The organism is Sphingomonas sanxanigenens DSM 19645 = NX02, assembly GCF_000512205.2.
Classification (GTDB): Bacteria; Pseudomonadota; Alphaproteobacteria; order Sphingomonadales; family Sphingomonadaceae; genus Sphingomonas_D; species Sphingomonas_D sanxanigenens.
In genome coordinates this window covers 295123-316974 of record NZ_CP011450.1, presented here as the reverse complement: position 1 = coordinate 316974, position 21852 = coordinate 295123, and the positions used below count along the sequence as shown (strand labels likewise).

The following is a 21852-nucleotide window of genomic DNA, read 5'->3' as shown; positions in this document are numbered from 1 at the left end:
GGGCAACATAGACCTGCCGATGACGACTTTCTTCCCAAACCGCGCCCGATCGGGGCGCCACCGGCCCTACGCATGAAAATCGGTTACGCCCGCGTATCGACCGCCGAGCAGAACCTGGACCTCCAGCGTGATGCGCTGAAGGCTGCCGGCTGCGAGAAGGTCATCACCGACAAGGCCTCCGGGGCGACTGCCGCTCGCCCTGGATTGGAAAAGGTGAAGGAGCTGCTTCGCGCCGGCGACACACTGGTGGTCTGGCGCCTCGACAGGCTCGGCCGCTCGCTCCGTGATCTGATCGGATGGATGACCTACCTCGACGAGGAAAAGGTCGGGCTGCTGAGCCTGCACGAGGCGATCGACACGACCACCACGTCGGGCAAGCTTACCTTCCACCTGTTCGGGGCATTGGCGGAGTTCGAGCGCAACCTGATCCGCGAGCGGACCCAGGCCGGTCTCACCGCAGCCCGCGCTCGCGGCAAGAAGGGTGGCCGGCCGGCCGCACTCGGCAAGGAAAAGCGCGACCTGCCCGTCAGGCTCTACCACGAGAACACGATGCCGATCGCCAAGATTTGCTCGATGCTCGGCATCTCCAAGCCAAAACTCTACGCCTATGTGCGATCGGCCGAGACCAAGCCGGTAGCCGCGTAGCGACGCTCGCCGACAAATAGCGCGATCAGAATGCCGCCACTTAGCGCGAGCGTTTACACCGTTCGCGGTCCCGATCGGCCCAGCGTCCCCCGGAACCGTTCGTTATCGGGAAGGCATCTAAGCGGTCTGCACCATCCTTCATCTAAAGTTCTCCAAGCGCTTCTGAGGATTTTCGGGCGCACCAAAAGCACTTGCTCCTCCAGTGGCTGGAGCATGTAACCGCAATTTGCTCTCCTGCGGACGGGGGGCTGGAGGTGGCTTTTTGACGGCCCGTGTTGAAGCAATCGGTATGTCTCGACGCTCATTAGTGGCGCGGCTGGTGGCCTGTGGAACCGGCTTGGTGCTCGGTTCTCCAACGCTCGCGCGACAGACTTCCCGGTCTGCGGGCTCGTGGAACTTCGGTGCGGCTCACCTCGAATGGGAGCCGCTGGAAGTCGGCACGGGTGATACCCTCCTTGTTTCGGCACAAGTGCGCGGAGTGCCGGTGCGGGCGGTGCTCGACAGTGGCAGCGGCGCGTCGATCATGAGCACGGCGCTCGCGGCGAAGCTCGGCTTGAACGATGGTGAGCGGCGCATGATTAGCGGGCTGAGCGCCAAGGCCCCGGTGCTGCTGGTCCGCGACATCGACGTACAGCTCGCCCGCGAAACCCGTCGCTTACCCTTTGCCGTCGTTGGTGATCTGAGTTCAGTGTCGGCGGCCTTCGGACGACCGATCGATATCCTCCTCGGTGCCGATATGTTCACGGGTAGCTGCATCGCGCTCGATTTCGCGAAAAGGCGTATGGCGGTCGTCAAGTCAGGCACGTTTCTCGCCGGTCCCGACTGGCGCGCTGTCGCGCTCGGGCGCGGTGCCAAGCAGGAGCTGTTCATTCGAGCTTCCGTCTCGGGTTTGCCTCCCGTGCCCTTGATGATCGATCTTGGCAGCTCGGCCGCGCTGATGCTCTCGTCGGCCTATGCCCGCGATCAAGGGCTGTTGAACGGGAAGCTCGTCTCGACCGCGGCGATCGGCGGCGTCGATGGTGTGCGTATCAACGATGCTTTCACGATCCAGAACATCAACATCGAAGGGCTTGGCGTCTCGAACGTCCCCACACTCGGGATGAGAGCTTGGCTCTCCACCAGCACGGTTGGCAATGTCGGCCTACCGCTGATCGCTCAATTCGACGTGGTGTTCGACGTGACCGCCGGATTCGTGTGGCTCCGGCCACTCGGTCCTCGTCGTCGCCTGCCGATGCTGAAGGACCGTAGCGGCCTTGGCCTCGCAGCCTCACCAACGGCGCTCACCGTTGTTCATGTGGCGGCGAACAGTCCCGCGGAAAAGGCTGGCTGGGCGGTCGGCGACCGGATCGTGGCGGTGAACGGCCATTCGATCGATGCGAACTATACGCGTGGGGAGCTCTGGCAAGTGCGCTCCCGGCCTGCTGGCACCCTCGTAAAGCTGACGATGGCCTCGGGTGATGTGCGCGAGCTCAGGCTGGCCGATTATTATTGATCGGCTTGAGGGTGGCCTTTGCCGATCGCCTTCATGATCCGACAATCGGCCATGCGCGCCTTGGTGCAGCTCTGGCTGAGCATTGCCAACTCATCCCGCAACACCGCGAGTTGCGCCAGTCTCTCCTCCACATCCTTGAGGTGCTGAGCAGCGATAGCTGAGGCGGCACCACAATCCTGGTCCGGGTTCTGCGCCAGCCCCATCAACGAACGGATCTCGTCGACGGAGAAGCCAAGCCGGCGACCGTTGCGGATGAAGTGCAAACGCTCAATGTCACTGGCATCGTAGGTTCTGCGACCCGACGCCGTGCGAGGGGCGGATCGGAGCAACCCGATCGACTCATAAAAGCGGATCGTCGTCACCTTCGTCGAGGTCTCGCTGGCGAGCTGCCCAATCATCACCGGCTTCATCATGCCATCCTTGCTTATGCGAACGTGTCGCACATTTCGCTTGCTTCTACAGCGACTGGAGGTGGTAAGGAAGGCCGCATGAATGCTTCTACCGAAAGCTGCGGGTGCCACGGGGAGCCCGCGCGCGCGCAAACCGATCCGGCCTATCGCCGTGCGCTGCTGACCGTCGTGGTGCTCAACCTCGGCTTCGGAGTCGCCGAGCTGTTCGGCGGGTTCATCGCCGATAGCCAAGCGCTGAAAGCGGATTCCCTCGATTTTCTCGGGGACGGGTCGATCAGCCTTATCGGTCTTCTCGCGCTTGCCTGGTCCGCACGGGCGAGGGCAAAGGTCGCGCTGACGCAGGGGTTGTTTCTCGGTGCGCTTGGCGTGGGCGTAATCGGTTTCGCGATTTGGCGCGCCCTGAACGCAACCGCGCCCGATGCCGAACTGATGGGCACAATCGGCGTTGTCGCGCTCGCGATCAATGTCGTGTCCGCCTTGGTGCTTGCGCGTTTCCGGGAAGGGGACGCCAATGTTCGCGCGATCTGGCTGTTCAGCCGCAACGACGCGCTCGCCAACGTGGCGGTGATCGCCGCGGCCGGTCTGGTGGCGTGGACAGGAAGCGCCTGGCCGGACCTCGCCGTCGCCGGCCTCATCGCCCTCCTGTTCCTCCACTCCGCTTATGAAATCGTCACTGGCGCTCGGCGCGAATTGGGAGAGCGGTAGTGCGTCTGCTCGCGTTGATCCGGGCAATGCTCTCGTTGCGGCTGCTCTCCGCGCTCGCGGCGCTGCTGATCCCTGCTGCGGCAATCGCCGAACCCGGCGACGTGCAAACCGCATGGCGGCTGCTCGACTATATGGCCGTCGATTATGGCGGCGCGGTCGCCAACGGTCGGATCAAGAGCACGTCGGAATATGCCGAGATGACGGAGTTCGCCGCGTCGGTCTCGACACGGCTTCAGGGCCTGCCGGCGAAGCCGGAGCGTCAAGCCCTCATCCAGCGGGCTGCCAACCTCCAGGCGGTGATCGCGGAAAAGGGACCGACTGAACAGGTGGCAACATTGGCGCACGGGCTCGCGGCCGATCTGTTGCGCGCCTACCCGGTGCCGCTCGCGCCCGATAAGGCTCCGAACCTCGTCTCCAGCGATGCCCTGTTCCGACAATCCTGCGCGTCCTGCCACGGGATGACGGGCAACGGCCGTGGCCCTGACGCCGCCAAGCTCGCTACGCCCCCGATTGCTTTCACCGATGCCGAGCGCGCGCGCCAGCGCAGCGTGTTCGCGCTCTATCAGGTGGTGACGCAAGGCATCGACGGGACCGCGATGCAGAGCTTCGCCGATCTGCCCAACGATCAGCGCTGGGCGTTAGCATTCCGAGCCGGGAGCTTCGCCTTCACGGATGCGCAGGCGCGCGAAGGCGAGCGGCTTTGGAAATCCGACCCGACCCTTCGCCGGCGCATTCCGGACCTGAAAACCCTGGTCGCGCTCACCCCGGCCGCGCTCGGCGCGGCGATCGGCGACGCCAAGGCTGACCCAGTGCTCGCGTTCCTGCGTCGTCATCCCGAACAGGTGGTACAACAGGCTCCCGGCTCGCTCGCGGTCGCCCGCGCCAAACTCGCCGAAAGCGTGGCGGCTGCGCGGCGCGGCGATGCGCGCATGGCGAAAGAGCTGGCGCTGTCGGCCTATCTCGATGGGTTCGAGCCGATCGAGCCAACACTCACCGCGCGCGACGCGACGCTGATGGGTCGAATCGAGGGCGCGATGGGGGAGTTCCGCGCCTCGATCGACCGGGGCGCGTCGCCCGATGATCTCGCGGAGAAGGTCGCAGTACTGGGCGGCCTTTTCGACGATGCGGAAGCGGCGCTCGCGCCTGATGCCGCCACCGAAGCGTCCACGTTCCTGGGCGCGTTCACGATCCTGCTGCGTGAAGGGCTCGAAGCCCTGCTCATCGTTGTCGCCATGATCGCGTTCCTGCGTAAAGCCGAGCGCGGCGAGGCGCTGCGGTACGTGCATGGCGGCTGGGTCAGCGCGATCATCGCGGGCGGGATCACCTGGGCGGTCGCCACCTATGCGATCGGGATCAGCGGTGCGAGCCGGGAGCTGACGGAAGGGTTTGGCTCGCTGTTCGCCGCGGTCGTGCTGCTCTCGGTCGGGATTTGGATGCACGGCAAGGCGCAGGCCGATCAGTGGCAGCGCTATATTCGCGAGAAGATGTCGCGGGCGCTCTCGGGCGGGTCGGGCTGGTTCCTGTTCGGGCTGGCGTTCGTCGTAGTTTATCGCGAGGTCTTCGAGACGATCCTGTTCTATGCCGCGCTTTCGGCGCAAGGTGACAACGGGATGCTTCTCGCGGGGGCCGGGTCGGCGATTGGACTGCTCAGCCTGATCGCTTGGGCCATGCTTCGCTACAGTCGCAAGCTGCCGATCGCGCAGTTCTTCCGCTATAGCTCCTGGCTCATGGCGGTCCTGACCGTCGTGCTGGCGGGTAAAGGCGTCGCCGCGCTCCAGGAAGCCGGCCTTATCAACATCGCACCGCTCGCGGACGTGCCACGGCTGTCGATGCTCGGCGTGTTTCCCACTTGGCAATCGGTGCTGGCGCAACTCCTGATGGCGGTCGCCATTGCGGTCGGGTTCGCCTGGAACGGGCGCGACCGATCCCGCTCGGGTTCCGGCTCAGTGACCCTTGGTTCGAATTAGTGCAATGACATGAAAACCCTTCCGTGATAGAGGCAAGCTAGTGCGAGCCTTTTTGCCTTTCCTGACATGCCTGATGCTGGTCCTGACCAGCTTCTCCGGCATGGCCCATGCCGCCGATCTGGCGGGGGGAAGCATCGCGGGCGTTGAGTTCACGGTCCATACCGCCGGTGACATCGATCAGGTGCCATCGGACTCGGACAAGAATGTCCCGCATCATCACAATTATTGTCACGGACACGACGTCGGCGCGCCTGCGCGCACGACGATGGAATATACCCCCGTCCTCACAGTGCCCAAGCCGACAATCTCCGCCTCTGCGTCGCTCGACGGCCGCACCGGCATGGTCCATTTGAGGCCCCCCCAAGCCTGACGTCCGATTTGGGCGTGCGTTGGCGCGCCCCTGTCGATCATCGTCAGGAGTCCTATTTTCATGAATCGTATCCTCGCGGCCATGCTGGCCGCAGCGTCTTGCGCCACGATGGCGCAGGCGCAGGTCGGACCGTCCGCGCCTGTTGCGCAGGATGCGCCGGTCTACACGCTTGACCAAGCGGTCAGTGCAGCGGGCGGTTCGGCCCCTGCTGCGGAAGCGGCGACAGCTGGAATCGACGCGGCCCGTGCAGGTCGCACAGTCGCCGGCTTGCGGCCCAATCCGGTGGTTCAAGGCCAAGTCGAGAATGTCATCGGCTCCGGGCCGTATCGGGGGGTCCGCAGCGCGGAAACCACGGTCGGCTTTGCGATCCCGATCGAGCTAGGCGGCAAGCGCGGCGCCCGCGTCGCGGTCGCCAATGCGCAATTGTCCCGGGCCGAGATCCAGGCCGCGATCATCGCGGCGGATGTCCGGCTTCAGGTAACGCAGCTCTATGTCGAAGCGGTCGCGGCCGATCGCCGGGTAATGACAGCCCGCGATCAGGCCCGGATCGCCAGCGATGCGCTGCGGGCCGCGAGCGTTCGCGTGCAGGCAGGGCGGGCATCGCCACTCGAGCAACAGCGCGCGGATGTCGCGCGTATCAATGCCGACGCCAATGTGGAGCGGCAGCTTCGCTTGGCCGAGGCGGCCCGCGCCAATCTGGCGCGTCGGATCGGACGGCCGATCGACGGCCTGCTCGATGACACGCTGCTCGATCGCCTTCCCGGTGTGAACGTCTATGGGCCGTTGGCACCGGTCAACACGACCGGCACACTCGCGCTGGCGGCAGCCAACGCGGATTTCTCCATTGCCGAAGCCGGCGTGCGGCTCGCGCGCGCCAATCGCGTGCCTGACCTGAACGTCGGGCCGTCGATCCGCCGCCTGGAAGCGACCAACGACATGGCGGCGGTGTTCAGCGTGTCGATCCCGATCCCGGTGTTCAACAATGGTCGCGCCGCGATTGCGCAGGCGACCGCGCAGCGGACCCAGGCGGATGCGCAGCGCCGCGTGACCGCGCTCGACATCGAACAGGCGATCACGGACGCGCAGGCGCAGGCGGCCAATGCCGCAACGACGGCTCGTGCGGCGTCGGGGCCGGCGCTGGCGGCTGCACAGGAGGCCGCCCGCATCGCGCGGATCGGCTATCGCGAGGGCAAGTTCGGCCAGCTCGAATTGCTCGATGCTGAACGCACTCTCGCCGAAACGCGGGTCGCCGCGATCGACGCGCTTGCCAATTACCAGAATGCCCGCGCGCAAGTGGAGCGACTGACCGCTCGTGCGCCCAATGGGGGGAATCAGTGATGAAGAGCTTTTATCTCGCGGGCGCGGCGTCGCTCGCCCTGCTCTTGGCTGCCTGCGGCGGCAAGGATGGCGGAAACGAGGCAACTGCCGAAGGCGCAGCTGCCAATGAGACGGCAGCGGGCACGGAAAAGGGCGGTGCTGAAGGCGGTCATGCCGGTGAAGGCGTCGTCACATTGGGTGCCGACCAGATCGCCACAGCGGGCGTCCAGGTCGGACGGCCGATCATCGGCGGGGCCGGGACGATCGAGCTGCCCGCGATCATCGAGGGCGACCCACAGGGAACGCAGGTCGTCTCGGCCGCAATTGCGGGACGCGTGGTCGCGCTCACCCGTAACCTCGGCCAATCGGTCGGACGCGGCCAGACCATTGCGGTCATCGAAAGCCGCGAGGCGGCGCAGATCAAGGGCGAGGTCGAGGCGGCGCGGGCGCGGCTTCAGCTCGCTAATTCGAACCTCGCGCGCGAACAGCGGCTGTTCGCGCAGAGAGTCTCCCCTGAACAGGATCTGATCGCCGCCCGCACAGCGGCGACGGAGGCGCGGATCGCCCTGACGCAGGCGCAGAGCATGGTTTCGGCGGCGGGTGTCGGCGGCGGCGGGCTCAACCGGCTCGGCATTGCCGCGCCGATCTCGGGCCAGATCATTGCGCGCCCCGTGACGCTGGGACAAACGGTCGCGGCGGATGCCGAACTCTATCGCATCGCCAACCTGAGCCAGGTGTCGATCGCGCTTAATCTCAAGCCCGAGGATGCGGGCCGGGTGCGTCCCGGCAATACGGTGCTGGTGAAGGCGGCAGGCCGTCAGGCGACCGCCCGCGTGACCTTCGTGTCGCCGGCGCTTGATCCGCAGACGCGGCTCGTGCCTGCGCTCGCCACCCTCGACAATCGCGGTGGCGAATGGCGGGTCGGCGAGCCTGTGACGGCAGCCGTGCAGCTCACGGGCAGCGGCGGGAGCGGGGCGGTCCGCGTGCCGACGACGGCGGTCCAGAGTTTCGAGGGCAAGTCGGTCGTGTTCGTGCGCACGCCCACCGGCTTCAAGGCGACCCCGGTCCAGCTCGGCGATGCGTCGGGCGACACGGTGATCGTCCGGTCGGGCCTGACCGGCAACGAACAGATCGCCACCACCGGAAGTTTCACGCTCAAGGCCGAGATCGGCAAGGGCGAAGCGAGCCACGAGGATTAAGCCATGATCGCCCGTATCGTAACCTGGGCGGTCGAGAAGCGCTGGCTAGTCCTGCTCCTCACCGTCATCGTCGCCGCCATCGGCGCCTTTTCCCTCTACCGGCTACCGATCGACGCGGTGCCGGACATCACCAACAATCAGGTCCAGATCAACGTCCGCGCGCCTGCCCTCTCGCCCGAGCTGGTCGAGAAGCAGGTGTCGTTTCCAATCGAAACCGCGCTCGCCGGCACCCCCGGCCTGGAATATACGCGCTCGTTGAGCCGCAACGGCTTCGCGCAGATCACGGCGGTCTTTTCGGACGCGACGGACATCTATTTCGCCCGCCAGCAGGTGGGCGAGCGTCTGCGGGGCGTGCAAGAGAATCTGCCCGACGGCGTGAACCCTGAAATGGGTCCGATCGCGACAGGCCTGGGCGAGGTGTACATGTACACCGTTCGTCTCGATCATCGCGAGGACGACAAGCACAAGCCCGGTGAACCGGGCCAACAGCCCGATGGCAGCTACATCACGCCAGAGGGCGAGCGACTGACGACCGAAGAGGACAAGGCGACCTACCTGCGCACCGCGCAGGACTGGATCGTGACGCCGCTTCTGAAGACCACACCGGGCCTCGCCGGTGTCGACTCGATTGGCGGTTACGCCAAGCAGTTCCTCGTCGTGCCCGACGTGCAGAAGCTGGCCTCGCTCGGCATCACGCTGACGGACCTGGGAAATGCGCTGGAGCGCAATAACACCAGCGTCGGCGGTGGCTTCGTCAATCGCAATGGCGAAGGTCTGGCTGTTCGCTCGGATGCGCTCGTTCGCAATGCCAGCGAGTTGGCCAGGACCGTGATCGCGACACGTAACGGCGTGCCGATCACGGTCGAACAAGTTGCGACTGTGAAGACGGGTCAGGCGATCCGCATGGGTTCGGCATCGGAGAACGGTACCGAAGTCGTCGTCGGCACGGCGATCATGCGGATCGGCGAGAACAGCCGCATCGTGTCGACCGCGGTCGCTGAGAAACTGAAGACGATCAACGCTTCGCTGCCTCCTGACGTCGTAATTCAGCCGGTGCTGAACCGCACCGAGCTGGTCAATTCGACGATCAAGACGGTCGCGAAAAACCTGTCCGAAGGCGCGGTGCTGGTCATCGTCGTGCTCTTCCTGCTGCTCGGCAACTTCCGTGCGGCCCTGATCGCGGCGTTGGTCATCCCGATCACCATGATGCTGACAGGCTTTGGTATGCTGCGCGCTGGGGTCTCGGCCAATCTGATGAGCCTTGGGGCTTTGGACTTCGGTCTGATCGTCGACGGCGCCGTCATCATTGTCGAAAACGCGCTGCGCCGGCTTGCCGAGCAACAGCATCATGAAGGCCGATTGCTCAGCGTCAAGGAACGGCTCGCGACCGTGGCAGCCGCTGCGCGTGAGATGATCCGTCCCTCTGTGTACGGGCAGGCAATCATCATCCTCGTCTACGTACCGCTGCTCACGCTGACCGGCGTGGAGGGTAAAACGTTCGGACCGATGGCGCTGACCGTCATCATCGCGCTCGCCTTCGCCTTCATCCTCTCTCTCACCTTCGTGCCGGCGATGATTGCGATCTGGCTGTCGAAGAAGGTCGAGGAGAAGGACGGCCGCATCATCACGTGGCTGAAGAAGCGCTACGAACCCGGTCTCGACCGGGCCATGAAGCGCCCGACGCTGACGATCGGTGCGGGTGTGGGAAGCCTTGTGGTGGCGGCGCTTGCTTTCACTACGCTCGGCTCGGTGTTCCTGCCGCAGCTCGACGAAGGCGATTTGCTGATCCAGTCGCTCCGCATTCCGGCAACGTCGGTCCAGCAGAGCCAGGCGATGCAGGTGCCGATCGAGCGGATGATGTCGAAGCAGCCGGAGGTGCAATTCGTCTATTCCAAGACGGGCACCGCCGAGCTGGCGGCCGACCCGATGCCGCCGAACGCGACCGACATGTTCGTCATCCTGAAGCCGCGCAAGGATTGGCCGGATCCTGAGCTTCCCAAGGAGGAGCTGGTCAGCCGGATCGAGGGTAATCTCGCGAAGATTCCGGGAAATGCCTACGAGATCACCCAGCCCATCCAGATGCGCTTCAACGAGCTGATCGCCGGCGTGCGCGGCGACATCGCGGTGAAGGTGTTCGGGGACGACTTCAACCAGATGAACCGGACGGCCGAGCAAATCGCGGCGGTGCTGCGCAGAACGCAAGGCGCAGCGGACGTGAAGGTGGAGCAGACGACCGGTCTTCCCATGCTCGACATTCGCGTCAACCGCGACGCGATGGCGCGGTTGGGCGTTACGGCTCAGGATGTGCAGGACACCGTGACTGCGACGATCGGCGGGCGAACATCGGGCCAGATCTTCGAGGGCGACCGTCGCTTCCCCGTGGTGATCCGCCTGTCGGAGGCGCAGCGTGCCGACATCGGCCTGCTCCAACAGGTGCAGGTGCCGGTGGCAGGCGGCGGCTATGTACCGCTGTCCAGCGTCGCCGAGATCAAGGTGGTCGATGGTCCGAACCAGATCAGCCGCGAGAACGGCAAGCGGCGCGTGGTGGTGCAAGCCAACGTGCGTGGCCGCGACGTCGGATCCGTCGTGGCGGATGCGCAGGCGGCGATCGGCAGCCAACTCCGGCTGCCTGCCGGCACCTATCTCGAATGGGGCGGCCAGTTCGAGAACCTCCAATCGGCAAGCGAACGGCTGAAGCTGGTCATTCCGGCTTGCTTCATCTTGATCCTGCTGCTCCTCTACGGGGCGTTGGGATCGGTCCGCGACGCCGCGATCGTGTTCACCGGCGTGCCTTTCGCGCTGGTGGGCGGCGTCCTGTTGCTGTTCCTGCGGGGCATGGACTTCTCGATCTCGGCGGCAGTGGGCTTCATCGCCCTCTCGGGCATCGCGGTCCTCAACGGCCTCGTCATGGTCAGCTCGATCCAAGATCTGATCCGATCAGGGATGAGCCGCGAGGAAGCCGCGCATGTTGGCGCGATGCAGCGTCTGCGACCCGTCATCATGACCGCGCTAGTCGCCAGCCTCGGCTTCGTGCCGATGGCGCTGGGCGAAGGCGCCGGCGCAGAGGTTCAAAAGCCTTTGGCGACGGTCGTCATCGGCGGTCTGATCTCGGCGACGCTTCTTACGCTGTTCGTGCTGCCGACACTCTATGCCCGGTTCGGGCAGAAAGTGATCGAGAAACCCGAGCACTACAATGAGGAGCATGAAGGGGACGACCACGGTCAGACCTTCGTGAACAACTTGGCCTGATGGATGGGCGGGGCGATCCGCGATCGCCCCGCCCATCTCTGGGAGATGGGGATATGCCTCGCACCATAACCAGCTCGATGCTTCACGGCGGGCCACTGCGCATCTGGTCGGCACTCACCGATCCGGATCATCGCCGGGCGTGGAGTCCGCTCGTATTTCTCGATGATCCGTCCCGGCTCGGCGACACAGAATGCACCTTTGCGATCCAGGGCATCACCCGGCCAATTCGGACGCCAGCACGGATTGATCGATTCGATAAACCGCACGCCTTCGCTTGGTCCTGCGGCATCCCCTATCTGTTCACGCTCGAAGAGCGGTACGAGCTGGCGGGGGACGATGGCGGCACCAGGCTAACGCATAGCTGCACGCTGCGCGGGGCGCTCTCCCTGCCGTTCGCGGCGATGATGTTGCGCCGCCTGCGATCCCTGATGGTCGAATCTGACGATCGCCTCGCAACCTATCTCCGCTGGCGGGTAGCTCAGCCTGCCCGGGCTATCAATCGTCAGCGCGTCCCCTTCCGCTACAGGAGGAAGGCGCGATGATGATGCACTGTAAGCGGGTGCTGCCCGCCGTCATCCTCGTTGTCGGGCTCGCGGCGTGCTCGGAAAGAAAGCCGCCAGCCCCGCCAACGGAGCAGCAGATCCATTCGTCCGACAGCGCCGTGGCGACCGGGGAAATGGGGCGGCATAGATATCGCTGTTCCGACGGGGAACCGCTGTTCGTCGATTACAAGGACAACGGCCTGCAGATCGATTTGCGGCGCTCCAACGGGGGACCGCCGATGATGCTGACCGCGCCAGCGCAGGGCCTGCAATATGTCGGCGAAACAGCCACCGCGACCTTCAAGGGGTCGCAGCTCACCATCGTGGAAGGCGATGGCCGTACCCGGATCTGCGAGCGGGAAGGCACGCGATGAACTGCCCTGCCTTCGAACGCCACAGGGCGCTTCGTCGGAAGAGACCGATGTCTGACACGTCGATTTCAAATGTGACAACCTTGTGCGGCCTGAATCGGGCCGGTCTGGCGATCGCGCGCCTCGGCGTCGTTCTCGTCTCCGGGGCGGTTATAGGGGCGTGTAATCCAGCGCCGACCCAGCCTACCGAGCCGGCGCATGAAAAGCATCTGACGTCGAAACTAATCGCGCAGCGCATCATGTACTGCGACGACGGCACACGCGCCGATGTCGACTTCATCGATGACGGCTTGAAAATGGCCGTCACCTGGCTGCCGAAGGGCAGGACCGAGATCCTGCGCGCGCAGCGAACCGGTGACGAGTTTCGCGGCGACCATTCGCGGGCTGTCGTGGCGGGCGGATCGATCGCGTTCACGCGACGCGGGAAGATCCGCGTCTGCCACCGAACCCCGGAGGAGTCCTAGGAAATGCAGGCACTGCTCTATACGCTTGCGCCTGTGCTGGCGGTCGTGCTCGGCGCGATTGTCGCGAGCCGCACCAAGTTGAAACCTGGCCTCGTGGCGGGCCTACAGCATCTCGCTGCCGGCGTCGTGTTCGCGGCGGCAGCGACCGAAATCCTGCCGCAGGTCAAGCATGAGGCATCGCCCAGCGCGACGTTGATCGGCGGGGCGGCGGGCGTCGCGACCATGCTGGGGCTCAAGGCTCTTGAGGCCCGCTTCAAGGGGCCGATGGCGCTACTCGCCGCGATCGGCATCGACATTCTGGTCGACGGCCTGGTGCTCGGCCTCGCTTTCGTGGCGGGCGAGAAGGCAGGTCTCCTGCTGACGATCGCGCTCACTCTGGAAGTGTTATTTCTGGGACTGACGCTGACCGACGAGCTGGCGGAAACCTATCGCTCGCGCTTGCGCATCATCGTGATCGTCTCGGCATTGGCCCTGCTGCTGCCGATCGGCGCGCTCGCTGCCGTGCCGGTCGCCGCGCTGTCGCCGGTGATGATCGCCGGCTTCCTCAGCTTCGGGCTGATGGCGCTGCTCTACCTCGTCACGGAGGAGTTGCTGGTCGAGGCGCACGAGAAACCCGACACCCCGCTCATCAGCTCGATGTTTTTCGTCGGCTTCCTGGCCCTGCTGACACTTGAGGAGATGATGGGATGATCCCGGGCAACGACAACAATGGCGGGCAGGAGCGCCGCACACTGTGGATCGTCCTGCTGCTGAACGCGGCGATCGCTGCGGGCTTCTTCGTTTCCGGCTTCTTCGCGGACTCGAGCGCGCTGATCGCCAACGGCGTCGACAACCTGTCCGATACGGCTGTGTATGCGCTGAGCCTTGTGGCGCTCACCCGGGGCCAGACATGGAAGACACGCGCCGCGGTCGCTTCGGGCGTCATGCTGCTGATCTTCGCGGGCGGCATCTTGATCGATGTCGGACGGCGCTACGTGCAGGGCAGCGAGCCCATCGGACCTACCATGATGGTCATGTCCGCGATCGCCGGCGTCGTGAATTACCTCTGCCTGCGGCTGCTCCAGCGCCTCAAGGATCCGGACGTCAATCTCCGGGCCGCAACCACCTTCAGCTTCAACGACTTCATTTCCAACGGCGGCATCCTGATCGCCGGCGTGCTGGTGCTGTGGTTGGGTACCAATTGGCCGGACCTGCTGGTCGGCTTCGCCACCGCCATCATCGCCATCAAGGGCGGTGTCGAAATCCTGCGCGACGCGCGCGCCGAAACCAAGAAAAGCGAAAGGAGGTCGTCATGAACGACAAGCTCGAACTCGACATTCCAGTGTTGTTGCCGGACCTTCCTGACGCGGCCGATGCCTGCCTGGACCGTCTCGTATCAACCCTGTCAAAGCGCGAAGGTGTCGAGCGGGCGCATGTGATCTGTCTCGACGGCAACACGCCAGCGGCGCTGTGCATCCATTTCGATGCCGCCAAGCTGCCGCTGCCACGGTTGCGCGAAATGGTGCGCGCCGCAGGTGCCGAAATCACCGAGCGCTACGGCCATGCGATCTGGCAGGTGACGGGGATCAACCACGAACGTCGGGCGCGCACGGTCAGCGATGCGCTGTGCGCCTTGCCCGGCGTGGTCCAGGCAAGCGCCAGCACCAGCGGGTCTGTCCGGGTCGAATATGATCGCCGCGAAACCACCGAAGAGGAGGTGCGCGCTGCGCTTCGCAAGCTGAAGGTGAGGGTGGGCAAGCGGGTCGCTGCCGATGAACATGCCGGCCACGACCACGGCCCCGGGGGCCACGGCGCGGGCGAAGAGAAGCACGGCCCCGGCGATGGCCACGACCATAGCCACGCCGAATTTCTCGGCCCCAATACCGAGCTGATCTTCGCGCTCGCCTGTGGCGCGCTGCTGGGGATCGGCTACGCGATCGAGAGGCTGGTCGCTGGCGCGCCCGAATGGCTGCCGACCGCCTGCTATATCGCAGCCTATTTCTTCGGCGGATTCTTCACGCTGCGCGAGGCGATCGACAACCTCCGGATGAAGAAGTTCGAGATCGACACGCTGATGTTGGTCGCTGCGGCCGGCGCCGCTGCGCTGGGCGCATGGGCCGAAGGTGCGCTGCTGCTGTTCCTGTTCAGCCTCGGCCATGCGCTTGAGCATTATGCAATGGGCCGCGCCAAGAAGGCGATCGAGGCGCTGGCGAAGCTCGCGCCCGAAACCGCGACCGTGCGACGCGGCGGGCAGACCAGCGAAATCCCGGTCGAGCAGATGGTCGTCGGGGACATTGCCATCGTCCGCCCGAACGAGCGCCTGCCTGCCGACGGCTTCGTCATCAAGGGCACCAGCGCGATCAACCAGGCCCCGGTCACGGGTGAAAGCATCCCGGTCGACAAGGTGCCGGTCGCAGATGCCGCAGCGGCACGCGCCAAGCCCGATGCAGTCGACGCGGAAAGCCGGGTTTTTGCTGGTACGATCAACGGCGGCGGCGCGATCGAGATCGAGGTGACACGGCGTTCCAATGAAAGCGCGCTTGCCAAGGTCGTGAAGATGGTGAGCGAAGCGGAGACGCAGAAGTCGCCGACGCAGCGCTTCACCGACCGGTTCGAACGGATCTTCGTGCCCGCCGTCCTGGTCCTGTCAGTGCTCCTGCTGTTCGCATGGGTGGTCGTCGACGAGCCGTTCCGCGACAGCTTCTATCGCGCGATGGCGGTGCTGGTGGCGGCAAGCCCGTGCGCGCTCGCGATCGCAACGCCGAGCGCGGTCCTGTCGGGCGTTGCCCGTGCAGCGCGGGGCGGCGTGCTCGTGAAGGGCGGTGCACCGCTCGAAAACCTCGGGTCGCTCAAAGCGATCGCTTTCGACAAGACGGGCACGCTGACCGAAGGTCGTCCGCGCATCACTGATGTCGTGCCCGTCGATGGCGCCGATGAAGGCGAGTTGCTGGCGCTGGCTGTCGCCGTCGAAGCGTTGAGCGACCATCCCCTGGCCCAAGCGATCGTCAAGGACGGCCGCGAACGTCTGAACGATCGTGCCGTGCCGACTGCCGGCGACCTCAAGAGCCTGACCGGTCGGGGCGTCACCGCGAGCGTGGATGGCGAGACGGTGTGGATCGGCAAGGCCGAGATGTTCGGAAGTGAGGGCATTCCGGCGCTGGGGCAGGGCGCGCAGGACGCAATCGCGAAGCTGCGCGAGAACGGCCGCACGACAATGGTGGTCCGCAAGGGGGACCGCGACCTGGGCGCGATCGGCCTGATGGACACGCCTCGCGAAGCTGCCAAGACCGCGTTGCGTCGGCTGCACGAGATGGGCGTGTCGCGGATGATAATGATCTCCGGCGATCACCAGAAAGTCGCCGAAGCGATCGCCGACGAAGTCGGGATCGACGAAGCGTGGGGCGACCTCATGCCCGAAGACAAGGTTGCCGCGATCAAGAAGCTCGCCGGCGAAGACAAGGTCGCGATGGTGGGCGACGGCGTGAACGATGCGCCGGCGATGGCAAGCGCCACGGTCGGCATCGCGATGGGCGCGGCGGGGTCGGACGTTGCGCTGGAGACAGCCGACGTGGCGCTGATGGCCGACGATCTGGCGCACCTGCCATTCGCAGTCGGTCTTAGCCGCCATACCCGTGGAATCATCCGGCAGAACGTCTTCGTCAGCCTGGGTGTCGTCGCCTTCCTGGTGCCTGCTACCATCCTCGGCCTCGGCATTGGGCCAGCGGTGGCGGTTCATGAGGGATCGACGCTGCTCGTCGTCATCAATGCGCTCAGGCTGCTCGCCTACCGCGATCCGGCAGGGAAGGCGGCATGAAGTGGCTGATCGCCTTCGACCTCGACGGCACGCTTGCCGAGAGCAAGCGGCCGTTATCGGAGGATATGGCCGCAATCCTCGCCCGATTGCTCGCCATCACGGATGTGGCGGTGATCTCGGGCGGGGACTGGCCGCAGTTCGAAAAGCAGATCGCCTCGCGCCTTCCTGCCGGCGTCGCGCTCGACCGTCTCTGGTTGATGCCGACCACAGGCACGAAACTCTATCGGTTCATCAATGGCGCTTGGCGCGCGGTCTATGCCGAACTGTTCGACGACGCGGAGAAGGCGAAGATCCGCACGGCCTTCGATCAGGCGCTGACCGATGCCGGTCTCGCCGACGAACGTATCTGGGGCGAACGGATCGAGGACCGGGGCAGCCAGATCACCTTTTCGGGCCTGGGGCAGGCAGCGCCGCTGAAGGAAAAGGAAGCGTGGGATCCTGACCGAAAGAAGAGGACCGCGTTGCAGGCCACGTTGCGCGCGAAGCTGCCGGAGCTCTCGATCAATCTCGGTGGCACGACATCGATCGACGTGACCAGAGCAGGGATCGACAAGGGCTATGGCCTGAAGCGCCTGAGTGCCGAGAGCGGTGTCCCGCTCGACGGGATGCTGTTCATTGGGGATGCGATATTCCCCGGTGGGAATGACTATCCCGCTGCTGAAATCGGCCTCGACACAGTGAGGGTGCGCGACGTCGCGGAAACCACCGCCGTCGTGACCGCCATCATCGCGTGTCTGCACCGATAGGATCAAGATACATGGTCGGCTCCATCGCGGAATGCCGCATTGTCAAAGCTCTGGCTTCTGTCGCTTAGGGCAGCGCTTCCTAAAACGAAAAGAAGGCAATGTGCGCGTCTCCGCGAACAAAGCCTCCAGCGATCAATCTAAGAGATTCCGCCGCGCTTCTCAATCGTAGGGGGCGTTTGCGGGAGGGGGCGGAATCCTACGCTCTCATGACCGTCATTTTGGAAGCGGAGCCGCACAGAACCTACACCAAAACTGAGGTCCGGTGTAATTGAAACTGATGATGCACCTGATGGGTGTGCCGCGAGCCGATCGACGACGATTGATCATGCTCTCATCCGCGGATTGACTACCGCATTTCCCATTTCCGTCGTGGGCCTTCCTCTCTCTAAGCACGGGCATCGGTCGAAACCTGCCCCAACGTACGCCGAGGGTTACCCATCTTGCCTGGTCTTCGCGGCACGCCCATCAGGTCCAATAACTTGAGATGCCGTCGTCATGCGGGCTGCATACGTCGCCCGATGTCCCAGACAAATCCCACCAATTCGCGAGCGATCGCCGTGATGACCTTCGGCAAGGGCTTCCCGGACGCAGCCAACATCCGGTAGCGCTGGCACAGTCGGACTTGTGCTTTCCAGGCGATGGCTTTGACTTCATCCGGCAGTCCCTCGACCCGGGCTCGATAGCGGCGTTCTTCCCGCGCTGGCAGTCGATAGGACCAGGCCGCCTCCACCAACATTGCTCGCGCTTCGCGGTTGCCGGTCTTCGTTATTGCGCCTCGGCGCGTCCGGGCACCACTCGACGCTTCAGACGGGACCAGCCCCAGCCAACCCATGAGCTGTTTTGGGGTATCGAACCGACCAAGGTCGCCTATTTCTGCAACTAAGGTGGCGGCGACAATCAAGCCGACACCCCGCAAGGCCTGCAGAGCCTGAACCAACGGCGCCAGCGACCAATAGGGCAATGCCTCCACCAGCATTGCATCCAGTCGGTCGCAGCGCTGCTGTGCTTCCTCGATCCGGCGGATGCTCTCGCCGAATACGAATTGCTGGTGAGGTGCATCAAACGCCTGCTCACCGAGCCAGCGCCAGTGCGCCTTGGTCCAATTGGATCGACCGGCGAACTTGCGCCCATGGCGCAGAAGGAAGCTCAACAACATCTGCCGGCCAGCAACCAAATCGTGTTTCGCCTGGCGTCGCCCACGAATCAGATCACGGATAGCCTCGTGTGCCTCGTCCGGGACCCAGATCGCCGTCAATTCACCAGACCGTAGCAATCGGGCGAGCGTCATCGCGTCACGTCGGTCGGTCTTTATCCGGTCCGCAGGTTTGCGCGGCATGACCGATGGCGCAATCACGCTACATTCCGCCCCCAGATCGACTAACTGACGATGAATTCCGTAGCCACAGCCGCCTGCTTCATAACAGAAATGCAGCGCGACATCCGGGCTGCTCAGTCGGGCCACCAGACGCCGGATCGAATCCTGCGTGTTGGGTATGGTCCCGTAGAACCGGATTTCTCCAGTCCGACCGTCATCGGCGAGCGCAACTGCAATCGTCTCTTTATGGACATCGAGACCGACAAACTTGCTGATCGACATTGTCCTTCTCCTTCCTGACAAGCTGAGCTTACGCCCCACCTGCCTCGAAGCGCGAGGCGAATGACGGTCATTGGGTCTAAGGATTTGGGCCAGCGATATTCCCCGGTTAGATTGATGTGTTCCCATCCCAACGGCGAGACGTGGGCGAGTAGATCAGGCGCGATATGGGTACCGCTGGCGGCCCGGGTATTGACGACCTCGCCGAGCTTCATGGTGTTCCAGAATATGATGATGGCGGCGAGCAGGTTCATTCCGGCGATGCGATAGTGCTGGCCTTCGCCGGATCGATCCCGGATTTCACCTCGGCGGTGGAAGCTGATGGCGCGCTTTAGGGCGTGGTGGGCCTCACCCTTGTTGAGGCCGATCTGAGCCTGGCGCTGGAGGCCGGCATCAAGAATCCAGTCGATCATGAACAGGGTTCGCTCGATGCGGCCCACCTCTCGCAATGCGAGGGCCAGCTCATTCTGGCGCGGGTAAGAGGCGAGCTTGCGAAGAATCTGGCTGGGGGCGACGATCCCCGCTGCGATCGTCGCCATGATGCGCAGGATGTCGGGCCAGTTGCGCTCGATGAGCGGTTCATTGATCTTACCTCCGACCAGCGCTCGCACATTGGCCGGCGTCGCGTTGGGCGTGAAGGCATAGAGTCTTTTCTGAGGGAGATCGCGGATACGGGGGGCGAACCTGTAGCCGAGCAAGGCGCAGGCGGCGAACACATGATCGGTGAAGCCGCCCGTGTCGGCAAAATGCTGGCGAACGCGGCGGCCCGCGTCATTCATGAGCAGCCCGTCCAGGATATAGGGAGCCTCGCTGACCGTTGCCGGGATCACCTGGGTTGCGAACGGCGCATATTGATCGGACACATGGCTGTATCCCTTGAGGCCCGGGACGTTGCCATATTTCGCGTTGATCAGATTCATCGCCTCGCCCTGCTCGGTAGCAAGGAAGAACTGCCCGTCGCTGGATGCCGATTGCCCTTGTCCCCAGAAGGCGGCCATGGGCAGGGCGGCGTGGGCCTCCACGATCATGGCGAGCGCCCGATCATAGGCGCTGCCTTCGACATGCCAGCGCGCGATCCGCAGCAATTCCCAGAAGCTGTGCGTGTTGGTCGCCGCCGCCATCTTGCGCAAACCGAGATTGACGCCTTCCGCCAGCAACACGTTCATCAGGCCGATCCGGTCGCTGCAGGGCGCGCCGGTGCGCAGATGCGTGAACGCCTCGGAAAATCCGGTTCGCTCATCGACTTCCAGCAACAGATCGGTGATCCTCGCGGGCGGGAGCTGTTGATAGAGATCGAGCACGAGATCCTCGGCCCCTTCGGGCGTGTCGGCCCTCAGCTTGTCGATGTGCAGCTTGCCGTTCTCGATGATGCCGCCTGGGATCGTGCCGGTTCGCGCCGCGCGGCCAAACTCCTTCAGCCGTGTATCCAGTCGAGCCCTGCGCTCGGCCAGCCATTCGCCGGGTCGCAGCGGCACGGCGAGCCGCGCGGTCTGCTCTATCGCCTGTGGCGGGACCAGAAGCTGCTTGAGGTCGCCATAGCGGCGCGATCCCGCCAACCATATGTCACCGGACCGGAAGGCGTCGCGGATGTGGAACAGCACCGCGATTTCCCAAAGCCGGTGGTCGCCGCTGGGCTCAGCGCGAAGATGACGATGCCATTTCGAGTTGGGACGTAGAAAATCCACCGGCGGATCGACCTTGATCCCGTTACGCAGCATCGCAACGGCCGCCAGAAGAGGCGTGGCGATCGGCGCCGCCTGCATGTCGAGCAGGCGCAGCATCCTGGGCGCGTAGAGGCGGAAACGGTGATAGCCGTCCAGCACACGGCTGAGCGGGTCGGCCGCGAGCACGTTGGTCAGCGCGGAGGCCGTGGCGACAAGGGTTCTGAACCGTTCCCAGCCAGGCCCGGTGGCGATTATCCCGTCCAGGGCCGTGCCATCGTCCTGCGCTCCAAGCAAAGCACCACCGATTTCGGCAAAGGACTTCAGCGTGTCCCGAACGGCCGCCTTTTCGTCGGCGATCCTGGTGTTGCAAAGGCGTTCGGAGGCCCGATAGAGACGGCCTACGATGCGATCGTGGGTCTCCACGATGACATCGGCCAGCGATGACCGCCATTCCAGGGTGCAGACAGCGAGGATCGCAAGCCGCCTGTCTTCGGGCAGATCACGCATGCCGTCGGCGTAATAGCGCTCGCCCTGCCGGCGAAGCCGGGTCACACGATGCGCCGGCACGCCGTCCAGCAAATCCGCCGGAAGATCGAACCTTTGAAGATATTCCAGTCGATCCATCAGCCGGTTAGCGGCTGCTGAATTTGCGCCAACCTCGAACTGTCGCAGCCATACGAAGCGCGTGACGCGACCATCCACCGTATCCTCCAACAGGTGAGCCAAATTCTCGCTCAGGGTTGGCGTGATGCGATGGGCGATAAGATCCTCGATCCGGCGCTCGGCCTCAACCAGCGCATCGGCGCAAAGGCGCTCGATCGTCGAGGAGCCGGGAAGGATCGTGCGGGTGCGGCGACACTCCGCAACGAAGCGACGGGCAAGATCCTCATTCGATGTCGCCGCCTCGGCTTCCCGAGCGATCCATTCGCGCAAATCCCGTGCGCCCCGCCCCGAAAAGGAGCGATAGCCGTAGATTCGGCGAAGGTCCGCCAGATGCTCGTGCCGGGTCTCCTCGCGCGCGGCATAGAGGAGTAGATCGTCGCTGGTCAGGCCGAGCTGGGCCGCGATGAAATCCGATACCTGCGCCGGGATCAACTCGCCAGGAGCGAGCACCCGGCCCGGGTAGCGCAGGACGCACAGTTGCAGCGCGAAGCCAAAACGATTGTGGGCGCGCCGGCGCTGGCGGATATGCCCGAGATCCTCATCGCTGAGGGTATAGTGCCGCAGCAGCTCACCTTGATCGACCGGCAAGTGAAGCAGCGCCTCGCGCTGTCGATCGGTCAGGGTCACGCGACGCGGCATACATGCTCCTTATTCTTTCCGA

At 64.5% G+C, this 21852-nt stretch carries 17 protein-coding genes and 1 pseudogene; 15 read left to right on the top strand and 3 right to left on the bottom strand.

Annotation, left to right across the window (positions count from 1 at the left end; translation table 11 throughout):
• The first annotated feature begins 72 nt into the window (after window positions 1-72).
• Window positions 73-645, top strand: coding sequence for a recombinase family protein (locus tag NX02_RS30190; RefSeq protein WP_021224432.1), 573 nt, complete (start codon window positions 73-75; stop codon window positions 643-645).
• Window positions 646-934: 289 nt separating this feature from the next.
• Window positions 935-2137: an aspartyl protease family protein gene (locus NX02_RS30185; RefSeq protein WP_013039112.1), complete on the top strand. Its 1203-nt coding sequence runs from the start codon at window positions 935-937 to the stop codon at window positions 2135-2137.
• Here the strand turns inward: NX02_RS30185 and NX02_RS30180 are convergent.
• Window positions 2131-2550 carry a MerR family transcriptional regulator gene (locus NX02_RS30180; RefSeq protein ID WP_007406847.1) on the bottom strand — a complete coding sequence of 140 codons (420 nt, stop codon included), beginning with the start codon at window positions 2548-2550 and terminating at the stop codon, window positions 2131-2133. The genes NX02_RS30185 and NX02_RS30180 overlap by 7 nt on opposite strands.
• Before the next feature lie 75 nt (window positions 2551-2625).
• On the opposite strand from NX02_RS30180, the gene NX02_RS30175 reads away from it, so the two are divergent.
• The 13 genes from NX02_RS30175 (at window position 2626) to NX02_RS30115 (ending at window position 17270) form a co-directional block, all read left to right on the top strand.
• The gene (locus NX02_RS30175; RefSeq protein ID WP_004212870.1) at window positions 2626-3252 is read left to right on the top strand and encodes a cation efflux transmembrane domain-containing protein; all 627 of its coding nucleotides are present in this window, start codon (window positions 2626-2628) and stop codon (window positions 3250-3252) included.
• Entirely contained in the window at window positions 3252-5219 is a 1968-nt protein-coding gene (locus NX02_RS30170; RefSeq protein ID WP_047100394.1) for a cytochrome c/FTR1 family iron permease, read from the top strand. Before NX02_RS30175 ends, NX02_RS30170 begins: the two co-directional genes overlap by 1 nt.
• A 73-nt stretch (window positions 5220-5292) precedes the next feature.
• Entirely contained in the window at window positions 5293-5589 is a 297-nt protein-coding gene (locus NX02_RS30165) for a hypothetical protein (RefSeq protein WP_007406840.1), read from the top strand.
• Window positions 5590-5649: 60 nt separating this feature from the next.
• Entirely contained in the window at window positions 5650-6927 is a 1278-nt protein-coding gene (locus tag NX02_RS30160) for a TolC family protein (protein WP_004212875.1), read from the top strand.
• The gene (locus NX02_RS30155) at window positions 6927-8105 is read left to right on the top strand and encodes an efflux RND transporter periplasmic adaptor subunit (RefSeq protein WP_004212877.1); all 1179 of its coding nucleotides are present in this window, start codon (window positions 6927-6929) and stop codon (window positions 8103-8105) included. The genes NX02_RS30160 and NX02_RS30155 overlap by 1 nt, the downstream gene beginning before the upstream one ends.
• Window positions 8106-8108: 3 nt before the next feature.
• Window positions 8109-11354 (top strand): efflux RND transporter permease subunit, encoded by a 3246-nt coding sequence (locus tag NX02_RS30150; protein ID WP_004212878.1) that lies wholly within the window; start codon window positions 8109-8111, stop codon window positions 11352-11354.
• 53 nt (window positions 11355-11407) lie between these two features.
• Window positions 11408-11896, top strand: coding sequence for an SRPBCC domain-containing protein (locus NX02_RS30145; RefSeq protein WP_047100393.1), 489 nt, complete (start codon window positions 11408-11410; stop codon window positions 11894-11896).
• Window positions 11893-12270: a hypothetical protein gene (locus tag NX02_RS30140; protein ID WP_004212880.1), complete on the top strand. Its 378-nt coding sequence runs from the start codon at window positions 11893-11895 to the stop codon at window positions 12268-12270. Before NX02_RS30145 ends, NX02_RS30140 begins: the two co-directional genes overlap by 4 nt.
• A 47-nt stretch (window positions 12271-12317) precedes the next feature.
• A complete protein-coding gene (locus NX02_RS30135; RefSeq protein WP_004212881.1) occupies window positions 12318-12731 on the top strand; it encodes a hypothetical protein in 414 nt (137 codons plus the stop codon).
• Between the two features lie 3 nt (window positions 12732-12734).
• A complete protein-coding gene (locus NX02_RS30130; RefSeq protein ID WP_004212882.1) occupies window positions 12735-13421 on the top strand; it encodes a ZIP family metal transporter in 687 nt (228 codons plus the stop codon).
• Window positions 13418-14026, top strand: a complete 609-nt coding sequence (locus NX02_RS30125; RefSeq protein ID WP_004212885.1) for a cation efflux transmembrane domain-containing protein — start codon at window positions 13418-13420, stop codon at window positions 14024-14026. Before NX02_RS30130 ends, NX02_RS30125 begins: the two co-directional genes overlap by 4 nt.
• Complete coding sequence (locus tag NX02_RS30120) at window positions 14023-16524, top strand: heavy metal translocating P-type ATPase (protein ID WP_004212886.1); 2502 nt, start codon at window positions 14023-14025, stop codon at window positions 16522-16524. Before NX02_RS30125 ends, NX02_RS30120 begins: the two co-directional genes overlap by 4 nt.
• Window positions 16521-17270 carry an HAD-IIB family hydrolase gene (locus tag NX02_RS30115; protein WP_004212890.1) on the top strand — a complete coding sequence of 250 codons (750 nt, stop codon included), beginning with the start codon at window positions 16521-16523 and terminating at the stop codon, window positions 17268-17270. The genes NX02_RS30120 and NX02_RS30115 overlap by 4 nt, the downstream gene beginning before the upstream one ends.
• Window positions 17271-17763: 493 nt before the next feature.
• Here NX02_RS30115 and NX02_RS30110 read toward each other — a convergent pair whose 3' ends face one another.
• The gene (locus NX02_RS30110) at window positions 17764-18867 is read right to left on the bottom strand and encodes an IS110 family RNA-guided transposase (protein WP_015063481.1); all 1104 of its coding nucleotides are present in this window, start codon (window positions 18865-18867) and stop codon (window positions 17764-17766) included.
• Between the two features lie 83 nt (window positions 18868-18950).
• Window positions 18951-21830, bottom strand: a pseudogene (locus tag NX02_RS30105) (Tn3 family transposase); the annotation flags it as partial.
• Between the last annotated feature and the right edge of the window lie 22 nt (window positions 21831-21852).